The organism is Janibacter sp. RAF52 (genome assembly GCF_052114035.1).
Taxonomy (GTDB): domain Bacteria; phylum Actinomycetota; class Actinomycetes; order Actinomycetales; family Dermatophilaceae; genus Janibacter; species Janibacter hoylei.
The window spans coordinates 25,736-42,033 of record NZ_JBFRDY010000014.1; the positions used below are offsets into that span (position 1 = coordinate 25,736).

Consider the following 16,298-nt stretch of genomic DNA (forward strand, 5'->3'; position numbering starts at 1 on the left):
TGGTGCCGATGACGGATGGCCGTTGCCGGCAGGCTCAGAGGAAGAAGAGCACCAGACCGAAGATGGCGAGGGCCTCGGCGAGGGCGAAGCCGAGGATGGCGATCGGCTGCAGCAGGCCGCGGGCCTCGGGCTGACGGGCGACACCGTTGATGTAGGCGGCGAAGATCAGACCGACGGCGATGGCCGGGCCGATGGCGGAGAGGCCGTAACCGATGAGCGAGAGGTTGCCGGAGATTTCCACGATGATTCCTCTTTCGTGTTTCTGTGATCCACCGCGGGGTCTGTCCCGTGGGGAAGTTCTGTGTGGTGGTGCTATGCAGTTGTGGGTGCGGGGTGCCGACTCAGTGGTCGTCGGCCAGTGCTCCGGCGATGTAGCTGGAGGTCAGGAGGACGAAGACGAAGGCCTGCAGGAACTGCACCAGGGCCTCGAAGAGGACCATGACGCCGGCCATGAGGAAGGTCGGCAGGGACAGGAACTTCAGCAGGATGCCGCCGTCCAGCAGGAAGTAGGCGCCGGCGGTGACGAAGAGGTAGATGACCATGTGACCGGCAAACATGTTGCCGAAGAGTCGCAGGGCCAGCGTCAGCGGCCGGGTGATGAAGTAGGTGATCAGCTCGAGCAGGAAGACGACGGGCACGATCCAGCCCGGCAGCCCCGGGGGCACCATGTGCTTGAAGTAGCCGACGAAGCCCATCTTCTGGAAGCCGATCCAGTGGTAGACCACGTAGACGACCGCGACGAGGGCGATCGGGAAGCCGATCTTGCCGGTGACCGGGTTCATCGCGAAGGGGAAGATCCCCATCAGGTTGTAGAAGAGCACCATCGTGAAGAGGGTGACGATGAGCGGCACGAACTTGCGGAACTCCTTGGTCCCGATCATGTCGCGCGCCACGCTGTTGCGCGGGAAGTTGTAGAAGCCCTCGAGGAGCCACTGCCCCTTGCTCGGGACGACGGCCGCCTTGCGGCTCAGGGTGATCAGCGCGATCGAGACGACCGCGGTGACGATGGCGGCCCACGCCATCTGGTTGGTGACGACGATGCCGCCGACCTCGAAGAGCGGCTGCCAGAAGATCTCCGGCGTCGGGGAGTGGAACTCCCCTCCACCGGCAGCAGGCAGCGCGGGCGCAGTCAGGATCACTGGTTCTCCTCGTTGTGTGGCTGGGCACCGAGCGTCGACGCGGTGGCGCGGTCGGGGTGGGGTGCCTGGGACGTACCGTACCGGAGCCAGATCACGTACAGCGACAGTGCCATACCGCCGACGACTCCGATGATGACGAGGAACGACGTCCCCAGCCACCGATCGAGCAGCCAGCCGATCGCGCCGTACAGGATGGGCCCGGTGATCAAGTGGGCGAGGACCGTGGCGGCCATCGCGTCGGATGCGGCCGCAGGATGGGGCCGCGTCGGGTCGGTGCGGTAGCGCTCGGCGCTCGCCGCAGACTCCTCGGCGCTCGGGAGCGCCTTGGTCACGAAGCGAGGGGTCTCCCCCTTCGGCCGCCGGGCCAGGGCCCTCATGCGCCGGCTCCGGTCGGGTGGATCAGGTGGCGCGCGCGCACGTAGCCGGCCACGACGCCTGTCTGGAGCACGACGGTCGCGACGATGGCGGAGAGGGCAGCGGTGCGGCCGTCGAGCCACGACATCTCGCGCAGGACTGCGACGGCCGCGACGAGGAGGATGAGCTGGCCGAGGTAGACCACCCCGGCACCGGCCATCGACGTCCCCACGTCACCGGCCACGATGAGCGAGATCGCCATGAGTCCGGTGAGGACGACGAAGAAGGCGAGGAGCGACCCGGCGAGGGCGCTCAGGGCGCCGTCGGCCCCCTTCGCCACGGCACCACCGGCAGTGGTGAGCGCGGTCCCGATGACCCCGGCGACGAGGACGCCACGGCGCATGCCCGGCACGGGGCTTCGGCGCTGAGTCGTCGTCATCGGCTCATTTCGGGACGGGAGCTGAGGTGCTCTTCGGGTCGGACCAGACGGTCCGGCGGGCGCTTGTGAAAGTTTACACAAGCGTCCCGAGGGCCACCAATTCCCAGCAGTGCGGCCCCTCACACGTCGATCCGCTGCCCCTGGTCGTCGTACTCCTTGGGCCGGTGCCCCGGTGCCGAAAATCGCGGCAGCCAGGTCGTCAGACCCGCCGCCAGCGCGAGCATGAGCACTCCCCCGACGGCCGCGACGAGCGGCGGCAGGACGACGAAGCTCACCGAGCCCAGCGCGACGACGCCACCCCACAGCCACAGCAGGAGGACGGCGCGACGGTGCCCGTGACCGATGCGCAGCATCCGGTGGTGCAGGTGCTGGGCGTCGGCCTGCCAGGGTCGCTGACCGCGGGCAGTGCGACGGGCGACGGCCCACACGACGTCGAGCAGGGGCAGCAGCATGATCGAGATCGGGATGAGCAGCGGCAGGACGGTGGCCGCGACCTGGTTGGCGCCGAGCTGGCTCACCTGGGCCGGGTCGATCTGTCCGACGTTGAGGATCGCCGCCGCCGCGAGCAGCAGCCCGAGCGTCAGCGCACCCGAGTCGCCCATGAAGAGCTTGGCGGGGAAGACGTTGTGCGGGAGGAAGCCCAGGCAGGCTCCTGCGAGCGCGGCGGAGACGAAGGTCGCCCCGGAGAAGACGTTGGGCGGCGCATAGCTGGCGGAGATGAGGTAGCTGTAGATGAAGAAGGCGATCGCCGCGATGGCCACCAGCCCCGCGGCGAGCCCGTCGAGGCCGTCGATGAAGTTCACCGCGTTGATGCACAACACGACGATGAAGATCGTCATGAGCACGAGCAGCGGCGCCGGCAGCACGGTGACGACCCCGAGGGGCAGCGAGAAGAACTGCACGCCGGCGAAGGCGATGATCGCCGCGGCCACGAGCTGGCCGCCGAGCTTGGTCAGGGCGTCGAGCTCGCGCACGTCGTCGATCGCCCCGACGAGGCAGACCACGCCGGCGCCGATGAGGATGCCGATGAGCTCCCCCGACTCGAAGACCTGCCGGAGGAAGGGCATCCGCCAGGCAACGAGCGTCGCCGCGGCGTAGCCGAGGAACATCGCCGCCCCACCCAGGCGCGGGATGGGCACGACGTGGACGTCGCGCTCCCGCACCTCGGTGAAGGCACCGACCCGGATGGCGACCGTCCGCAGCAACGGCACGAGGACATAGGTCGTGACGAGCGCGGTGAGGAAGACGAAGACGTACTCCCTCACCGCTGCCCCCCGACGCTCGTGGTTTCGAGGCTCGTCGCAGAGCTCCTCACACCTCAACCACCGTTGGGATCAGCGGGGGTAGGCCGGGAAGGTGGTGACGAGCTCGCTCACCTGGGCCCGCACCTCGCGCGAGACGGCGTGCTCCGGGTCGGCGTCGCCCGTCGTGACCGCCGTGTGGATGAGCTCGGCGATCTTGACCATCTCGTCCGTGCCCATGCCCTGCGTCGTGACGCACGGCGTGCCGACGCGGATGCCGGAGGCGACCGAGGGCTTCTGCGGGTCGTTGGGGATGGCGTTCTTGTTGAGCGTGATGCCGGCCGCGTCGCAGCGCGCCTCGGCGTCGACACCGGTGACGCCGACGCCCTGCAGGTCGAGCAGCGACAGGTGGGTGTCGGTGCCGCCGGTCGTCGGGCGGATGCCGCGCCCCCGCAGCTCGTCGGCGAGCACCTTGGAGTTGGCGATGACATCGGCCGCGTACTGCTGGTACTCGGGCGTCGCGCACTCCTTGAAGTTCACCGCCTTGGCCGCGATCGTGTGCATCTGCGGGCCGCCCTGCATCATCGGGAAGATCGCCTTGTCGAGCGCCTTGGCGTGCTCCTCCTTGCACACGAGTGCACCGGAGCGGGGGCCGCGCAGGACCTTGTGCGTCGTGAAGGTGACGACGTCGGCGAGCGGGACCGGGCTCGGGATCGCCTTGCCGGCGACGAGGCCGATGAAGTGCGCCGCGTCGACCCACATAATCGCGCCGACCTCGTCGCAGATCGCGCGGATCCGCTCGAAGTCGAGCAGCCGCGGGATCGCGGAGCCGCCGGAGCAGATGACCTTGGGCCGGTGCTCCTTGGCCAGACGATCCATCTCGTCGTAGTCGACGTCCTCGGTCTCGGGGTGCACACCGTAGTGGACGGCGTCGAACCACTTGCCGGAGAAGGAGACCTTGGTGCCGTGCGTGAGGTGGCCACCGTGCGGCAGCGACATCGCGAGGATCTTCTCCCCCGGCTGGAGGAAGGCACCGTAGACCGCCTGGTTGGCGTTCGCCCCGGAGTGCGCCTGGACGTTGGCGTGCTCGGCACCGAGCAGGCTCTTGGCGCGCTCGATCGCCAGGTTTTCCGCCTTGTCGACCTCGGAGCAGCCACCGTAGTAGCGCCGGCCCGGGTAGCCCTCGGCGTACTTGTTGCTCAAAGTCGAGCCGAGTGCCGTGAGCACCTCGGGCGAGGAGATGTTCTCGCTGGCGATGAGCTGCAGGCCCCCGCGGATGCGGTCGAGCTCGCTGGTGAGCACACCGGCGATCTCCGGGTCGAAGGCGCTCAGTGCGCCGAAGTCGGAGCCGTAGAAGGTGTCGTCGGTCATCGCGGTGCCTCCGGGTCGGGGGTGGTGTCGGTCGTCGGGTCGTGCACGTCAGCGGTCGGGCCGCCGTCTGCGGGGAGATCTTCCCACTGCTCGTCGTCGCCGGCACCGGCGCCATGGCGCGGGCGGTGCAGACGGGCCTCCTCCGCGGCCGCGACGACGGGGTCCTCGTCGTGGTACTCGGGCAGGTCGCCGGGCTGCGGGTCGTCGAAGGGGGGCACGCCCCCTTCGTCGTCGGCCCGGTCGAAGCCGTCGCCGAGGATCTCCTCGAGACGGTCTCGACCGATCGCACCCAGGCGCAGGACCTCGGGTCGCTCGCCCGTGCAGTCGATGATCGTCGACGGCTCGAGGCTGGTGCGCGGGCCGCCGTCGAGGTAGACGCTGACGACCGGGCCGAGCTGCACGGCGGCGTCGGTGATGGTCGTGGCGGCCGGCTCGCCGGTGCGGTTGGCGCTCGTCACCGCCATCGGACCGGTCTCGCGCAGGACCTCGAGCGCGATCTCGTCGTCGGGCATGCGCAGGGCGACGGTGCCGGCGGTCTCGCCGAGGTCCCAGTGGAGGGAGGGCTGGGCGAGCAGCACCAGGGTGAGCGGGCCGGGCCACAGCTCGTCGATGAGCCGGCGGGCCCAGTCGGGGACGGCCCGGGCCAGCCCGTCGACGGTGCGCACGTCGGGGATGAGGACGGGCGGGGGCATCTCGCGGCCCCTCCCCTTCGCCATGAGGACGTTGGCGACGGCCGCCGGGTCGAAGGCGTCGGCCCCGATCCCGTAGACGGTGTCGGTGGGGATGACGACGATCTCGCCGCGGCGGACGGCGTCGACCGTGGTGGCGACGCTCCCGGTGCGGTCGTCGGAGGTCGCATCGACGACTGGACTCATGCGCCACACCCTAGTCGGCTGCAGCCGGTCCCCGACGGGCGCCTGCGCCACGCCGGGCGGTCGTCGTCCGGGCGCGGCCGGTGAGGTCGGCGTGGTCGGCGACGTCGCTCCAGTCGCCGGTCGCGGCGAGCGCGCGAGGCAGGCTCTCGCCCTGGCTGTCGGCATGCTCCATGACGAGCCGGCCGCCCGGTCGCAGCAGGGCCGCCGCGGTGGCGGCGACGGCGAGGGGGATGGCCAGACCGTCGTCGCTGCCGCCGTAGAGCGCCATGTCGGGGTCGTGGTCGGCGACCTCGGGGTCGAGCGGCACCATGCCGGCGGGGATGTAGGGCGGGTTGCTCACGACGACGTCCACGCGGCCGACGAGGTCGGCGAGCCCGGGCACGTCGCGCGGGTCCGCGGTGGCGTCGGCGGCGACGAGCGCGACGGGCAGGCCGGTCGCCTCGACGTTGCGGGCGGCCCAGGCGAGGGCGAGGTCGCTGAGCTCGACGGCCGTGACCTCGGCGTCCGTCTCGTCGGCGACGGCGAGCGCGAGCGCCCCGGAGCCGGTGCACAGGTCGACGACGAGCGGCCGGTCGGTGGCCGGCAGTGCGGCGATGACGTGGTCGACGGCCTGCTCGGTCTCCGGGCGGGGCACGAAGACCCCCGGCCCGACGTGCAGCTCGAGCCGGCGGAAGGGGGCGGTGCCGGTGAGGTGCTGCAGCGGCACCCGGGTGGCCCGCTCCTCGACGAGACGGCGCAACCGCTCGGCGGTCGCGTCGTCGAGCTCGCCGCCGAGGACGAGCCGGCGCTCGACCTCGCCCCGGTCGGCGCCGAGCACGTGCCCGACGAGGGCGAGGGCGTCGGCGCGGGGTGAGGGCACCTCGGCCGCGGTGAGCGCGGCTGTCGCCTCCGTCAGCGCCGAGCGAAGGGAGGTCACTCCCCTGCCCCGGCGAGGGCGGCGAGGCGCGCCTCCTCGTCGGCCTGCACCGCGGAATCGACGACCGGGTCGAGGTCGCCGTCGAGGACGGCGTCGAGGCGGTTGGCCTTGAATCCGGTGCGGTGGTCGCTGATCCGGTTTTCCGGGAAGTTGTAGGTGCGGATCCGCTCGGAGCGGTCGACGGTGCGCACCTGCGAGGCGCGCGCCTCCTTGACCTCGGCCGCCGCCTCGTCCATGGCCATCTGGTGCAGGCGGGCGCGCAGCACGCGCATCGCCGACTCCTTGTTCTGCAGCTGGGACTTCTCGTTCTGGCAGGAGACGACCGTGCCGGTCGGCAGGTGGGTGATGCGCACCGCGGAGTCGGTCGTGTTGACCGACTGCCCGCCGGGCCCGGAGGAGCGATAGACGTCGATCTTCAGGTCGTTGGGGTGCAGCACGTCGACGTCGGCTGTGTCTTCGATGTCGGGCATGACCCAGACGCCCGCGGCCGAGGTGTGGATCCGGCCCTGGCTCTCGGTGACGGGGACGCGCTGGACGCGGTGGACTCCCCCTTCGTACTTGAGGCGGGCCCAGGGCGCGGCGCCGGGCTCGGGGGTCCCCTTGGCCGCGACGGCGACGCGCACGTCCTTGTAGCCGCCGAGGTCGGACTCGGTGGCGTCGAGCAGGCGGGTGGTCCAGCCGCGCTTCTCCGCGTGCCGCAGGTACATGCGCAGCAGGTCACCGGCGAAGAGGGCCGACTCCTCTCCCCCTTCGCCCGCCTTGATCTCGAGGATGACGTCACGGTCGTCGTCGGGGTCGCGCGGGATGAGCAGACGGCGCAGCCGGTCCTCGAGGGCGGCGACGGAGGCCTCGAGTGCGGGGACCTCCTCGGCGAAGGCGGGGTCCTCGCCGGCGAGCTCACGCGCCGCCTCGAGGTCGCCGGTGGCGAGGTCGAGCTCGCGCTGCACGGTCACGACCGGGGTCAGCTCGGCATAGCGACGGTTGACCTCGCGCAGCCGGTCGGGGTCACCGATGACGGCCGGGTCGGCCAGGGCGTGCTCGAGCTCGGAGTGCTCGGCGAGCAGTGTCTCGACGGACTCGAGCACGGGGACCTCCTGGCGGTCGGTGGGGGCGGCGGTGGCTGGAGACGACGATGCGCCGGCCAGCCCGCGGGGCTGACCGGCGCATCGAGGTGACTACTTGGCCTCGGTCTTCTGGCCGTAGCGCTTCTGGAAGCGGGCCACGCGACCACCGGTGTCCATGATCTTCTGCTTGCCCGTGTAGAACGGGTGGCACTGGCTGCAGACCTCGGCGCGGATCTGGTGGTCCGGCTTGGTGCTGCGGGTGGCGAAGGTGTTGCCGCAGGTGCACGAGACGGTCGTCGCCTCGTAGGTGGGGTGGATGTCCTTCTTCACGTGGTGCTCCTCGGGTCGTGAGTGTGTCCGGGTCGGCGCTGCGCCGGAGTGGGCCGACAGCTGCGGACGTCTGCGCCGCGTGCCGTGAACCGGACCAACCATGAATTGTGCCATGACGCGCACAGGGGTTCCAAACACACGATCGGCCGGCGTTGTTCCCCGGTCCGCCGCGGGCGACTGCGGCAGGATGGGCCCATGGCTCCTCCCCGCCCCCGTCTGCCCCGGCGCACCTCCCGCGAGCGACGAAGGGAGCCTGTCCCCGGCCCCGTGGAGGGCTCGGTCATCCGCCCTGCCGTGCCGAGCGACGGCGCGACGATCGTCGCCCTGCGGGCGCTGATGTTCGAGGCGATGGGCACGCCCGCCGAGCAGATCTCCGACCCGACCTGGCAGGAGGACGCCTCGCGCTGGCTGCAGGCGCACCTGGCCGACGAGCACACCCACGTCGTCGTCGCGGAGGCCAACGGCACGGTCGTCTCGTGCGCGATCGGCCAGGTCCTCGACCTCATGCCCTCCCCCACGCGGGCCGGCGAGGGCGGGCTCATCACCAACATCGCGACCTTCCCCCGGCACCGCCGGCTCGGCTTCACCCACGCGGTCCTCGCCTCGCTGCTCGAGTGGTTCGAGGAGGAGACCGAGGTCGAGGTCGTGACGCTCAACGCGACCGAGGCCGGGCGGGACATCTACGACGACTACGGCTTCGTCGACTCGACCTTCCCCGAGATGCGGCTGCGGCTGGAGCGGTCGACGGCGGCACCCGACGCCTGACCGGCCGGCCGCGCCCGGGTGATGCTCAGGGGGCGATGGGCAGGGTGATCGTCACCGTGGTCCCCTCGCCCTCGACCGACTCGAGGTCCACCGTGCCGCCGTGCACCTCCGCGATGGTCCGGACGATGACCAGGCCCAGCCCCGTGCCCTGGATCTGGCCGGCCTGGGCATCACTCGCCCGGAAGAACCGGGTGAAGAGCCGTTGTCGCTCGGCCTCGGGGATCCCCATGCCCGAGTCGCGACAGGTGATGCGCACGACGTCACCATGACGGTCGGTCGTCACCGCGACCGTGCCACCGGCGGGCGTGAACTTCACGGCATTGCTCACGACATTGGTCACTGCCCTCTCGATCTGCTGGGCATCGCCGTGGACGGGGACGGGCTCGTCTCCACGCTCGATGGTGAGGTCCACCCCGGCCGCCTGCGCGACCGGGCACAGCTGCTCGACGACGCGCTCGGGGAGAGCCTCGGAACCCGGCCGTCTCACCGGACAGGCCTCCCTTCGTCGTCCTCCACGGGCGCACGGTCGACCCCCTTCGATGGTGCGGGCGGACGGTCAGGCCGTCTCGTCCTCGTCGCCGAGCTTGATCGAGCTGGTCTGCTGGACCTGCATGAGGAACTCGTAGTTCGTCTTGGTCTTGCGCAGCCGGTCGAGGAGCAGCTCGACGCCCTGCTGGGTGTCGAGGGCGGCGAGCACGCGGCGCAGCTTCCACATGATCTTCAGCTCCTCGGGCGCGAGGAGGATCTCCTCGCGGCGGGTGCCGGAGCCGTTGACGTCCACGGCCGGGAAGATGCGGCGGTTGGCCAGGCCACGGTCGAGCTTGAGCTCCATGTTGCCCGTGCCCTTGAACTCCTCGAAGATCACCTCGTCCATGCGCGAGCCGGTCTCGACGAGCGCGGTGGCGAGGATGGTCAGCGAGCCGCCGTTCTCGATGTTGCGGGCGGCGCCGAAGAACTTCTTCGGCGGGTAGAGCGCCGCGGAGTCGACACCACCGGAGAGGATGCGCCCACTCGCCGGGGCGGCGAGGTTGTAGGCGCGACCCAGCTTGGTGATCGAGTCGAGGAGCACGACGACGTCGTGGCCCATCTCGACGAGACGCTTGGCCCGCTCGATGGCCAGCTCGGCGACCGTCGTGTGGTCGTCGGCCGGGCGGTCGAAGGTCGAGGAGATGACCTCGCCCTTGACCGCGCGCTGCATGTCGGTGACCTCTTCGGGGCGCTCGTCGACGAGGACGACCATGAGGTGGCACTCGGGGTTGTTGGTGGTGATCGCGTTGGCGATCGACTGCATGACCATCGTCTTGCCGGCCTTGGCCGGGGCGACGATGAGGCCACGCTGGCCCTTGCCGATCGGGGCGACGAGGTCGATGATCCGGGTCGTCAGGATGTTGGACTCGGTCTCCAGACGCAGGCGGTCCTGCGGGTAGAGCGGCGTCAGCTTGCCGAAGTCCGCGCGACGCTTGGCGTCGTCGGGGGTCATGCCGTTGACGGTCTCGAGCTTCGCGAGCGGGTTGTACTTGCCGCGGTTGCCCTTGGTGTTGATCGTCTGCTGCTGCGGCTCCTCGCCCTCACGGGCGGCCTTGACCTGACCGGTGACGGCGTCACCCTTGCGCAGGCCGTTGCGCTTGACGACACCGAGCGGCACGTAGATGTCGTTGGGTCCGGGCAGGTAACCCGAGGTGCGGATGAAGGCGTAGTTGTCGAGGACGTCGAGGATGCCCGCGACGGGGACGAGCACGTCGTCCTCGTGGATCTGCGGCTCGGTGTCGTCGAACTGCTGACCGCCGCCGCGCCGCTTGTCACGGTTGCGGTTGCGATTGCGATTGCGGCTGCGCCGGCCGCCGCGCTCGTCGTCACCCTGGTTGCGGTTGTCGTTGCCGCCGCCACGGTTGTCGTTGCCGCGGTTGTTGTCGCGGTCGTTGCGGTCGTTGTTGCGACCGCCCTGGTTGTCGCCGCCGCGGTTGTTGTCGCGGTTGCCACCCTGGTTGTCGTTGCCGCGGGTGTTGCCCTGGTTGCGGTCGTTGCGGCCGCCTTGGTCGTTGCCCTGGTTGCGACCGCCCTGGTCGTTGCGGTCGTTGCGAGCGCCCTGGTCGTTGCGGTCGTTGCGAGCGCCCTGGTCGTTGCCCTGGCTGCGGTCGTTGCCGCGGCCCCGACCCTGCTCGCGCTGGCCCTGCTCACGACCGGAGTCGGTGCGCTCGGCGCTCGGGGCCTCGGCCTGGGCCGCGGCGCCCTTGTCGGCACCCGTGTCCGAGCCCTTGTCGGTGCTCTCGGTGCTCTGGGCGGCCGGCGCCACGTCGGCGGCGGGGGCCTGCTCCGGGGCGGACGCCGCGCGGGAGGCGCGACGGGGAGCCTTGGCGGGCTGCTCGGCGGAGGAGCCGGACTGCTGGGCGCGGATGGCGGCGACGAGGTCGCTCTTGCGCATCTTGGCGGTGCCCGTGATCCCCATGCTCGAGGCGAGCTGCTGCAGCTGGGCCAGGCGCATCGCGCTGAGTGCGCCGGATCGGCGAGGCTGCTCCGCGGTCGCGGGAGCGGTGGTGTCGCCAGTGCTGGTGTCGGTCACGAAGGACCCTTTCCCTCGTAGGGCCCGCCGCGCAGGGCAGGCCTGATGAGTCCCGTCAAGAGCGGGAATGTTGGTGAGATCCCCACGGCTGCGCGCCTGACCCGGAGGCCGATGGCACTCACGTGGGGGAAGCTCCGGGACCTCATGTGCCCCCGACTGGGATGTCAGGGCACCGGACCTCGAAGGAGCACAGCCAATGTATCACTGCACCCCCTGTCACCCGCACATCCGGCCCGCGTCACCCCCTGCGCGCACGTGCCCGGGATGGCGCCGACCACCGCCCGCCTCCACCCCTGCGTATTTCCCTAGGCAAATACGGACTTCCCTGCGCATTTCCCTAGGCAAATGCGGGCCTCCCTGCGCATTTGCCTAGGGAAATGCCGGCTTCCGTGGTGATTTCCCTAGGGAAATGCGGAAGGGGGGTCAGACGAGGTGGACGCCGTGGGTGGGGACGCCGGGGGTGAGCACCCGCCAGCCGGCGGGCACGAGCGGGGCCACCTCGGCGACCCGGTCGGCGGACGTCAGCACGAGCACGGACGGACCGGCGCCGGAGATCGTCGCGGCGAGACCGGCCCCCCGCAGTGTGTCGACGAGCGCCATGCTCTGCGGGTAGCTCGGGCGACGGGGCTCCTGGTGCAGCAGGTCGTGGGTCGCCTCGACGAGCAGCTCCGGCGCCGCGGTGAGGGCGTGCACGAGCAGCCCTGTGCGGGCCGAGTTGGCCGCGGCGGTGGCCAGCGGCACGACCTCGGGCAGCACCGTCCGGGCGGTGTGCGTGCTCAGCGTCGTCTCCGGCACGAGGACGACGGCCTCGATCTGCGGGTGCAGACGAAGAGGGACGCTGCGGGTCCGCGGCAGCGGTCCGCCGGGGTCGGTGACGGAGAGCGTCGCCCCGCCGTAGACGCTCGCCGACGCGTTGTCCGGGTGCCCTTCGAGGGCACTGGCGATGCCGTTGACGACGTCGAGGTCGAGCTCGGTCCCGGCGAGGGCACCACCGCGGACGGCGAGCGCGTGGGCCGCGGCAACACCGCCGACGATGGCCGTCGCCGATGAACCCATCCCCCGGCCGTGGGGCACCGCATTGGTCGCGCGCAGGTGCAGCCCGGCCGGCGGGGGCACGTCGAGGTGCTGCCAGGCGGTGATCATCGTGCGCACGACGAGGTGGCTCTCGTTGCGGGGCACGCTGTCGGCCCCGGACCCCTCGACCTCGATGACCAGGCCGGGTTCGGCCGTGACGGTGACGGTGCACTCGTCCCAGACGCCGAGCGCCAGCCCGACGCAGTCGAAGCCGGGCCCGAGGTTGGCACTGGACGCGGGCACCCGCAGGGTGACCGACGTCCCGGCGGGGATCGTCACGCTCAGTCCTGCAGGCCGAGCTCGCGGGCGATCGCGTAGGCCTCGGCCGGCACGCTCACCGGGGCGATGTCGCTGCCGTCGGCATTCTTCAGCGCCCACTGCGGGTCCTTGAGCCCGTGACCGGTCACGGTGCAGACGATCGTCGCGCCAGCGGGGACCTGCCCGGCCGCGGAGGCCTTGAGCAGGCCGGCGACCGAGGCCGCCGAGGCGGGCTCGACGAAGATGCCCTCGCGCGAGGACAGCAGCCGGTGCGCCTGGAGGATCTCCTCGTCCGTGACGGCCTCGATACGACCGCCGGAGTCGTCGCGCGCGGCCTCGGCCTGCTGCCACGACGCGGGGTTGCCGATGCGGATCGCCGTCGCGATCGTGTCGGGCTCGTCGACCGGGTGCCCGAGGACGATGGGCGCCGAGCCGGCGGCCTGGAAGCCCCACATCTGCGGCGTGCGGGTGGCCACCGGCGCGAGGGTGCCGGAGACCCCTTCGGTCTCGGTGGCGTACTCGCGGTAACCGCGCCAGTAGGCGGTGATGTTGCCAGCGTTGCCGACCGGCAGGCAGTGGATGTCGGGGGCGTCGCCGAGCGCGTCGACGATCTCGAAGGAGGCCGTCTTCTGCCCCTCGATGCGGGCCGGGTTGACCGAGTTGACCAGCTCGACCGGGTACGACTCGGCGAGCTTGCGGGCGACGTCGAGGCAGTGGTCGAAGTTGCCGTCGACCTGCAGCAGGGTCGCGCCGTGGGCGATGGCCTGCGACAGCTTGCCCATCGCGATCTTGCCCTCGGGGACGAGGACGGCACAGGTCATGCCGGCCTTCGTCGCATAGGCGGCCGCGGAGGCCGAGGTGTTGCCGGTGGACGCGCAGATGACGGCCTTGGCCCCCTTCGCCGCCGCCATCGACATCGCGGCGGTCATGCCGCGGTCCTTGAAGGAGCCGGTGGGGTTGAGGCCCTCGTACTTGACGTGCACCTGCGCGCCGACGAGCTCGCTGAGGTGCTCGGCGGGGATGAGGGGGGTCCCCCCTTCGCGCAGGGTGACGGTCGGGGCGCCGGCCAGCATGGGCAGCCGGTCGGCGTACTCGGTGATGACGCCGCGCCACTGGTGGGCCATGTCAGTTCCCTTCAACACGCATGACGGAGGTGACCTCGTTGACCGTGTCGAGCCCGTCGAGCTCGTTGACGGTCGCGGAGAGCGCGGCATCGGTCGCCGCGTGGGTGACGATGACGAGAATCGCCCGCGCCGAGCCGTCGTCGTCGGTGACGACCTGCTGGCGCACGGTCTCGATGGAGACGTCGTGCTCGGCGAAGACCGAGGCGACGCTCGCGAGCACGCCCGAGCGGTCGGCGACGTCGAGGCTGACGTGGTAGCGGGTGATCGCCTCGCCCATCGGCAGGACGGGCAGGTCCGCGTAGGCGCTCTCCCCCGGCCCGCGGCCGCCGGTGACCCGCGCGCGGGCCACCGCGACGAGGTCGCCGAGCACGGCGCTGGCCGTCGGGTCGCCGCCGGCACCCTGCCCGTAGAACATCAGCTCGCCGGCGCCCTCGGCCTCGACGAAGACCGCGTTGTACGCCTCGCGGACGGAGGCCAGGGGGTGGCTGAGCGGGATGAGCGCCGGGTGGACGCGCGCGGAGATGCCCCCCCGCCCGTCCTCGCCCGTCACCCGCTCGCAGATCGCGAGCAGCTTGACGGTGCAGCCCATCTCCTGCGCGGCGGCGATGTCGCGGGCGCTCACCTCGGTGATGCCCTCACGGTGGACGTCGGCGCTCGCGACCCGCGAGTGGAAGGCCAGCGAGGAGAGGATCGCGGCCTTGGCCGCGGCGTCGAAGCCTTCGACGTCGGCGGTCGGGTCGGCCTCGGCGTAGCCGAGTGCCTGGGCCCGCTCGACGGTCTCGGCGAAGCCGGCACCCGTGGAGTCCATGGCGTCGAGCACGAAGTTGGTCGTGCCGTTGACGATCCCGATGACGCGGCGGATCGAGTCGCCGGCGAGCGAGTCGCGGATCGGCCGCAGGATCGGGATGGCTCCGGCGACGGCGGCCTCGTAGTAGAGGTCGACGCCGTGCTGCTCGGCGGCCGCGTAGAGCGTCGGGCCGTCCTCGGCGAGCAGCGCCTTGTTGGCCGTGACGACCGAGGCCCCGTGCTCCATCGCCGAGAGGATCAGGCTGCGGGCGGGCTCGATGCCGCCGATGACCTCGACGACGATGTCGGCGCGCGTGACGAGCTCGGCCGCGTCGGTCATGAAGAGCGCCGGGTCGACCCCGAGGTCGGAGCGGTCACGGCCGGCCCGCCGCACGGCGATGCCGACGATCTCGAGCGGTCGACCGATCCGCTGCGCCAGGTCGTCGGCCTGCGCGGTGAGCAGCCGGGCGACGCTGCCGCCGACGACACCACCGCCGAGCAGAGCGACGCGAAGGGGGGTCTGGTCGGGGGCGGTGGTCATCGGACCTCCTGGAGCGGGCTGGGCTCGTCCACGTCGAGGGCGAGCAGGTCGTCGATCGTCTCGCGTCGCACGATGACCCGTGCAACGCCGTCTCGCACCGCGATCACGGGCGGCCGCGGCGTGTGGTTGTACTGGTTGGACAGGCTGCGGCAGTAGGCGCCGGTGCCGGGGACGGCGATGAGGTCACCGGGCGTGATGTCGTCGGGCAGGTACTCGTCCATGACCACGATGTCGCCGCTCTCGCAGTGCCGCCCGACGACCCGCACGAGTCGAGCGGGTGCGGTGGAGCGGCGCCCCGCAAGGGTGCACGAGTAGTCGGCGCCGTAGAGCGCGGTGCGCACGTTGTCGCTCATGCCACCGTCGACGGAGACGTAGGAGCGGGTGACGCCGTGGCTCACCTCGACGTCCTTGACCGTGCCGATCTCGTAGAGGGTGAAGGCGCTCGGCCCGGCGATGGCGCGGCCCGGCTCGATGGAGATGCGCGGCAGCGGCGCCTCGGGGTGGCCGTCGCGGAAGCCCTTGAGCTCGCGGTCGACGAGCTCGGCCATCTGGGTGCCGAGCTGGGCGGGGGTGAGCGGCTCGTGCTCGGAGGTGTAGGCGATGCCGTAGCCACCACCGAGGTCCATCTCGGGCATGGCGATCCCGTGCTCGTCGGCGACCTCGGTGTGCAGGTCGATGAGCCGGCGGGCGGCGATCTCGAAGCCGGAGGTGTCGAAGATCTGGCTGCCGATGTGGCTGTGCAGGCCGAGCAGGCGCAGCTGCTCCCCCTTCGCCACGATGGCGTCGATCGCGGCGCGGGCCTGCCCACCGGCGAGGGAGAAGCCGAACTTCTGGTCCTCGTGCGCGGTGGCGATGAACTCGTGGGTGTGCGCCTCGACGCCGACGGTGACGCGGACCATGACCGGGGCGGTGACGCCGAGCTCGGCGGCGACGGCGGCGACCCGCTCGATCTCGTCGAAGGAGTCGACGACGATGCGCCCGACGCCGTAGGCGAGGGCCTGGCGCAGCTCCGCGACCGACTTGTTGTTGCCGTGCAACGCGATCCGCTCACCCGGGAAGCCGACGCGCTGCGCGACGGCCAGCTCGCCGCCGCTGCACGTGTCGAGGCCGAGCCCCTCCTCCATGATCCACCGGGCGACGGCGGAGCAGAGGAAGGCCTTGCCGGCGTAGTAGACGTCGGCACCGGCCACCGCAGCGAAGGGAGCGGTGAAGTCGTCGCGGAAGGCCCGTGCGCGCGAGCGGAAGTCATCCTCGTCGAGGACGTAGGCGGCGGTGCCGAAGTCACGGGCGATGTCGGTCACCCGCAGCCCGCCGACGGCGAGGACGCCGCTGTCGTCACGGGTGACGTTGCTCGGCCACAGCTGCGGCAGCAGCTCCATGACGTCGCTCGGGTAGGGCAGCCACTGGGGCGCCGCGCCGTAGCCGTCGGCGTGGAGGATGCCGGCCTCGTGGGCCCTCATG

17 protein-coding genes are annotated in these 16,298 nt (G+C 71.3%); 1 reads left to right on the forward strand and 16 read right to left on the reverse strand.

Annotated elements, in window-relative coordinates:
• Positions 1–34 precede the first annotated feature (34 nt).
• From AB4Y78_RS14710 to rpmE, 10 genes are all read right to left on the reverse strand, one after another.
• Entirely contained in the window at positions 35–241 is a 207-nt protein-coding gene (locus tag AB4Y78_RS14710) for an ATP synthase F0 subunit C (protein WP_007926951.1), read from the reverse strand.
• A gap of 100 nt (positions 242–341) precedes the next feature.
• The gene (gene atpB, locus AB4Y78_RS14715) at positions 342–1,139 is read right to left on the reverse strand and encodes a F0F1 ATP synthase subunit A (RefSeq protein ID WP_007926950.1); all 798 of its coding nucleotides are present in this window, start codon (positions 1,137–1,139) and stop codon (positions 342–344) included.
• Positions 1,136–1,471, reverse strand: a complete 336-nt coding sequence (locus tag AB4Y78_RS14720; RefSeq protein WP_265231332.1) for an AtpZ/AtpI family protein — start codon at positions 1,469–1,471, stop codon at positions 1,136–1,138. Before AB4Y78_RS14720 ends, atpB begins: the two co-directional genes overlap by 4 nt.
• Before the next feature lie 41 nt (positions 1,472–1,512).
• Positions 1,513–1,932, reverse strand: a complete 420-nt coding sequence (locus AB4Y78_RS14725) for a hypothetical protein (protein WP_259912125.1) — start codon at positions 1,930–1,932, stop codon at positions 1,513–1,515.
• 119 nt (positions 1,933–2,051) lie between these two features.
• The gene (locus AB4Y78_RS14730; protein WP_306514296.1) at positions 2,052–3,197 is read right to left on the reverse strand and encodes a glycosyltransferase family 4 protein; all 1,146 of its coding nucleotides are present in this window, start codon (positions 3,195–3,197) and stop codon (positions 2,052–2,054) included.
• A gap of 69 nt (positions 3,198–3,266) precedes the next feature.
• Entirely contained in the window at positions 3,267–4,544 is a 1,278-nt protein-coding gene (gene glyA, locus AB4Y78_RS14735) for a serine hydroxymethyltransferase (protein ID WP_441715117.1), read from the reverse strand.
• On the reverse strand, positions 4,541–5,419 hold the full coding sequence (locus tag AB4Y78_RS14740; RefSeq protein ID WP_128276978.1) for an L-threonylcarbamoyladenylate synthase: 879 nt from the start codon (positions 5,417–5,419) through the stop codon (positions 4,541–4,543). Before AB4Y78_RS14740 ends, glyA begins: the two co-directional genes overlap by 4 nt.
• Before the next feature lie 10 nt (positions 5,420–5,429).
• Positions 5,430–6,335: a peptide chain release factor N(5)-glutamine methyltransferase gene (prmC, locus tag AB4Y78_RS14745; protein WP_306514299.1), complete on the reverse strand. Its 906-nt coding sequence runs from the start codon at positions 6,333–6,335 to the stop codon at positions 5,430–5,432.
• Positions 6,332–7,420, reverse strand: a complete 1,089-nt coding sequence (prfA, locus tag AB4Y78_RS14750) for a peptide chain release factor 1 (protein ID WP_306514301.1) — start codon at positions 7,418–7,420, stop codon at positions 6,332–6,334. The genes prmC and prfA overlap by 4 nt, the downstream gene beginning before the upstream one ends.
• Before the next feature lie 90 nt (positions 7,421–7,510).
• Complete coding sequence (gene rpmE / locus AB4Y78_RS14755; protein WP_306514302.1) at positions 7,511–7,729, reverse strand: 50S ribosomal protein L31; 219 nt, start codon at positions 7,727–7,729, stop codon at positions 7,511–7,513.
• 195 nt (positions 7,730–7,924) lie between these two features.
• Between rpmE and AB4Y78_RS14760 the strand changes: the two genes are divergently transcribed.
• The gene (locus AB4Y78_RS14760; protein ID WP_441715119.1) at positions 7,925–8,494 is read left to right on the forward strand and encodes a GNAT family N-acetyltransferase; all 570 of its coding nucleotides are present in this window, start codon (positions 7,925–7,927) and stop codon (positions 8,492–8,494) included.
• Between the two features lie 25 nt (positions 8,495–8,519).
• On the opposite strand, the gene AB4Y78_RS14765 is transcribed toward AB4Y78_RS14760, so the two are convergent.
• From AB4Y78_RS14765 to lysA, 6 genes are all read right to left on the reverse strand, one after another.
• Positions 8,520–8,981, reverse strand: coding sequence for a sensor histidine kinase (locus AB4Y78_RS14765; protein WP_007927783.1), 462 nt, complete (start codon positions 8,979–8,981; stop codon positions 8,520–8,522).
• Between the two features lie 69 nt (positions 8,982–9,050).
• Positions 9,051–11,054 (reverse strand): transcription termination factor Rho, encoded by a 2,004-nt coding sequence (rho, locus tag AB4Y78_RS14770; protein WP_407716933.1) that lies wholly within the window; start codon positions 11,052–11,054, stop codon positions 9,051–9,053.
• Positions 11,055–11,477: 423 nt separating this feature from the next.
• A complete protein-coding gene (gene thrB, locus AB4Y78_RS14775) occupies positions 11,478–12,407 on the reverse strand; it encodes a homoserine kinase (RefSeq protein WP_441715122.1) in 930 nt (309 codons plus the stop codon).
• A 2-nt stretch (positions 12,408–12,409) separates the two neighbouring features.
• On the reverse strand, positions 12,410–13,510 hold the full coding sequence (gene thrC, locus AB4Y78_RS14780; RefSeq protein WP_007927789.1) for a threonine synthase: 1,101 nt from the start codon (positions 13,508–13,510) through the stop codon (positions 12,410–12,412).
• A gap of 1 nt (position 13,511) precedes the next feature.
• Entirely contained in the window at positions 13,512–14,837 is a 1,326-nt protein-coding gene (locus tag AB4Y78_RS14785; protein WP_441715124.1) for a homoserine dehydrogenase, read from the reverse strand.
• Positions 14,834–16,297 (reverse strand): diaminopimelate decarboxylase, encoded by a 1,464-nt coding sequence (lysA, locus tag AB4Y78_RS14790; RefSeq protein WP_441715126.1) that lies wholly within the window; start codon positions 16,295–16,297, stop codon positions 14,834–14,836. The genes AB4Y78_RS14785 and lysA overlap by 4 nt, the downstream gene beginning before the upstream one ends.
• Between the last annotated feature and the right edge of the window lies 1 nt (position 16,298).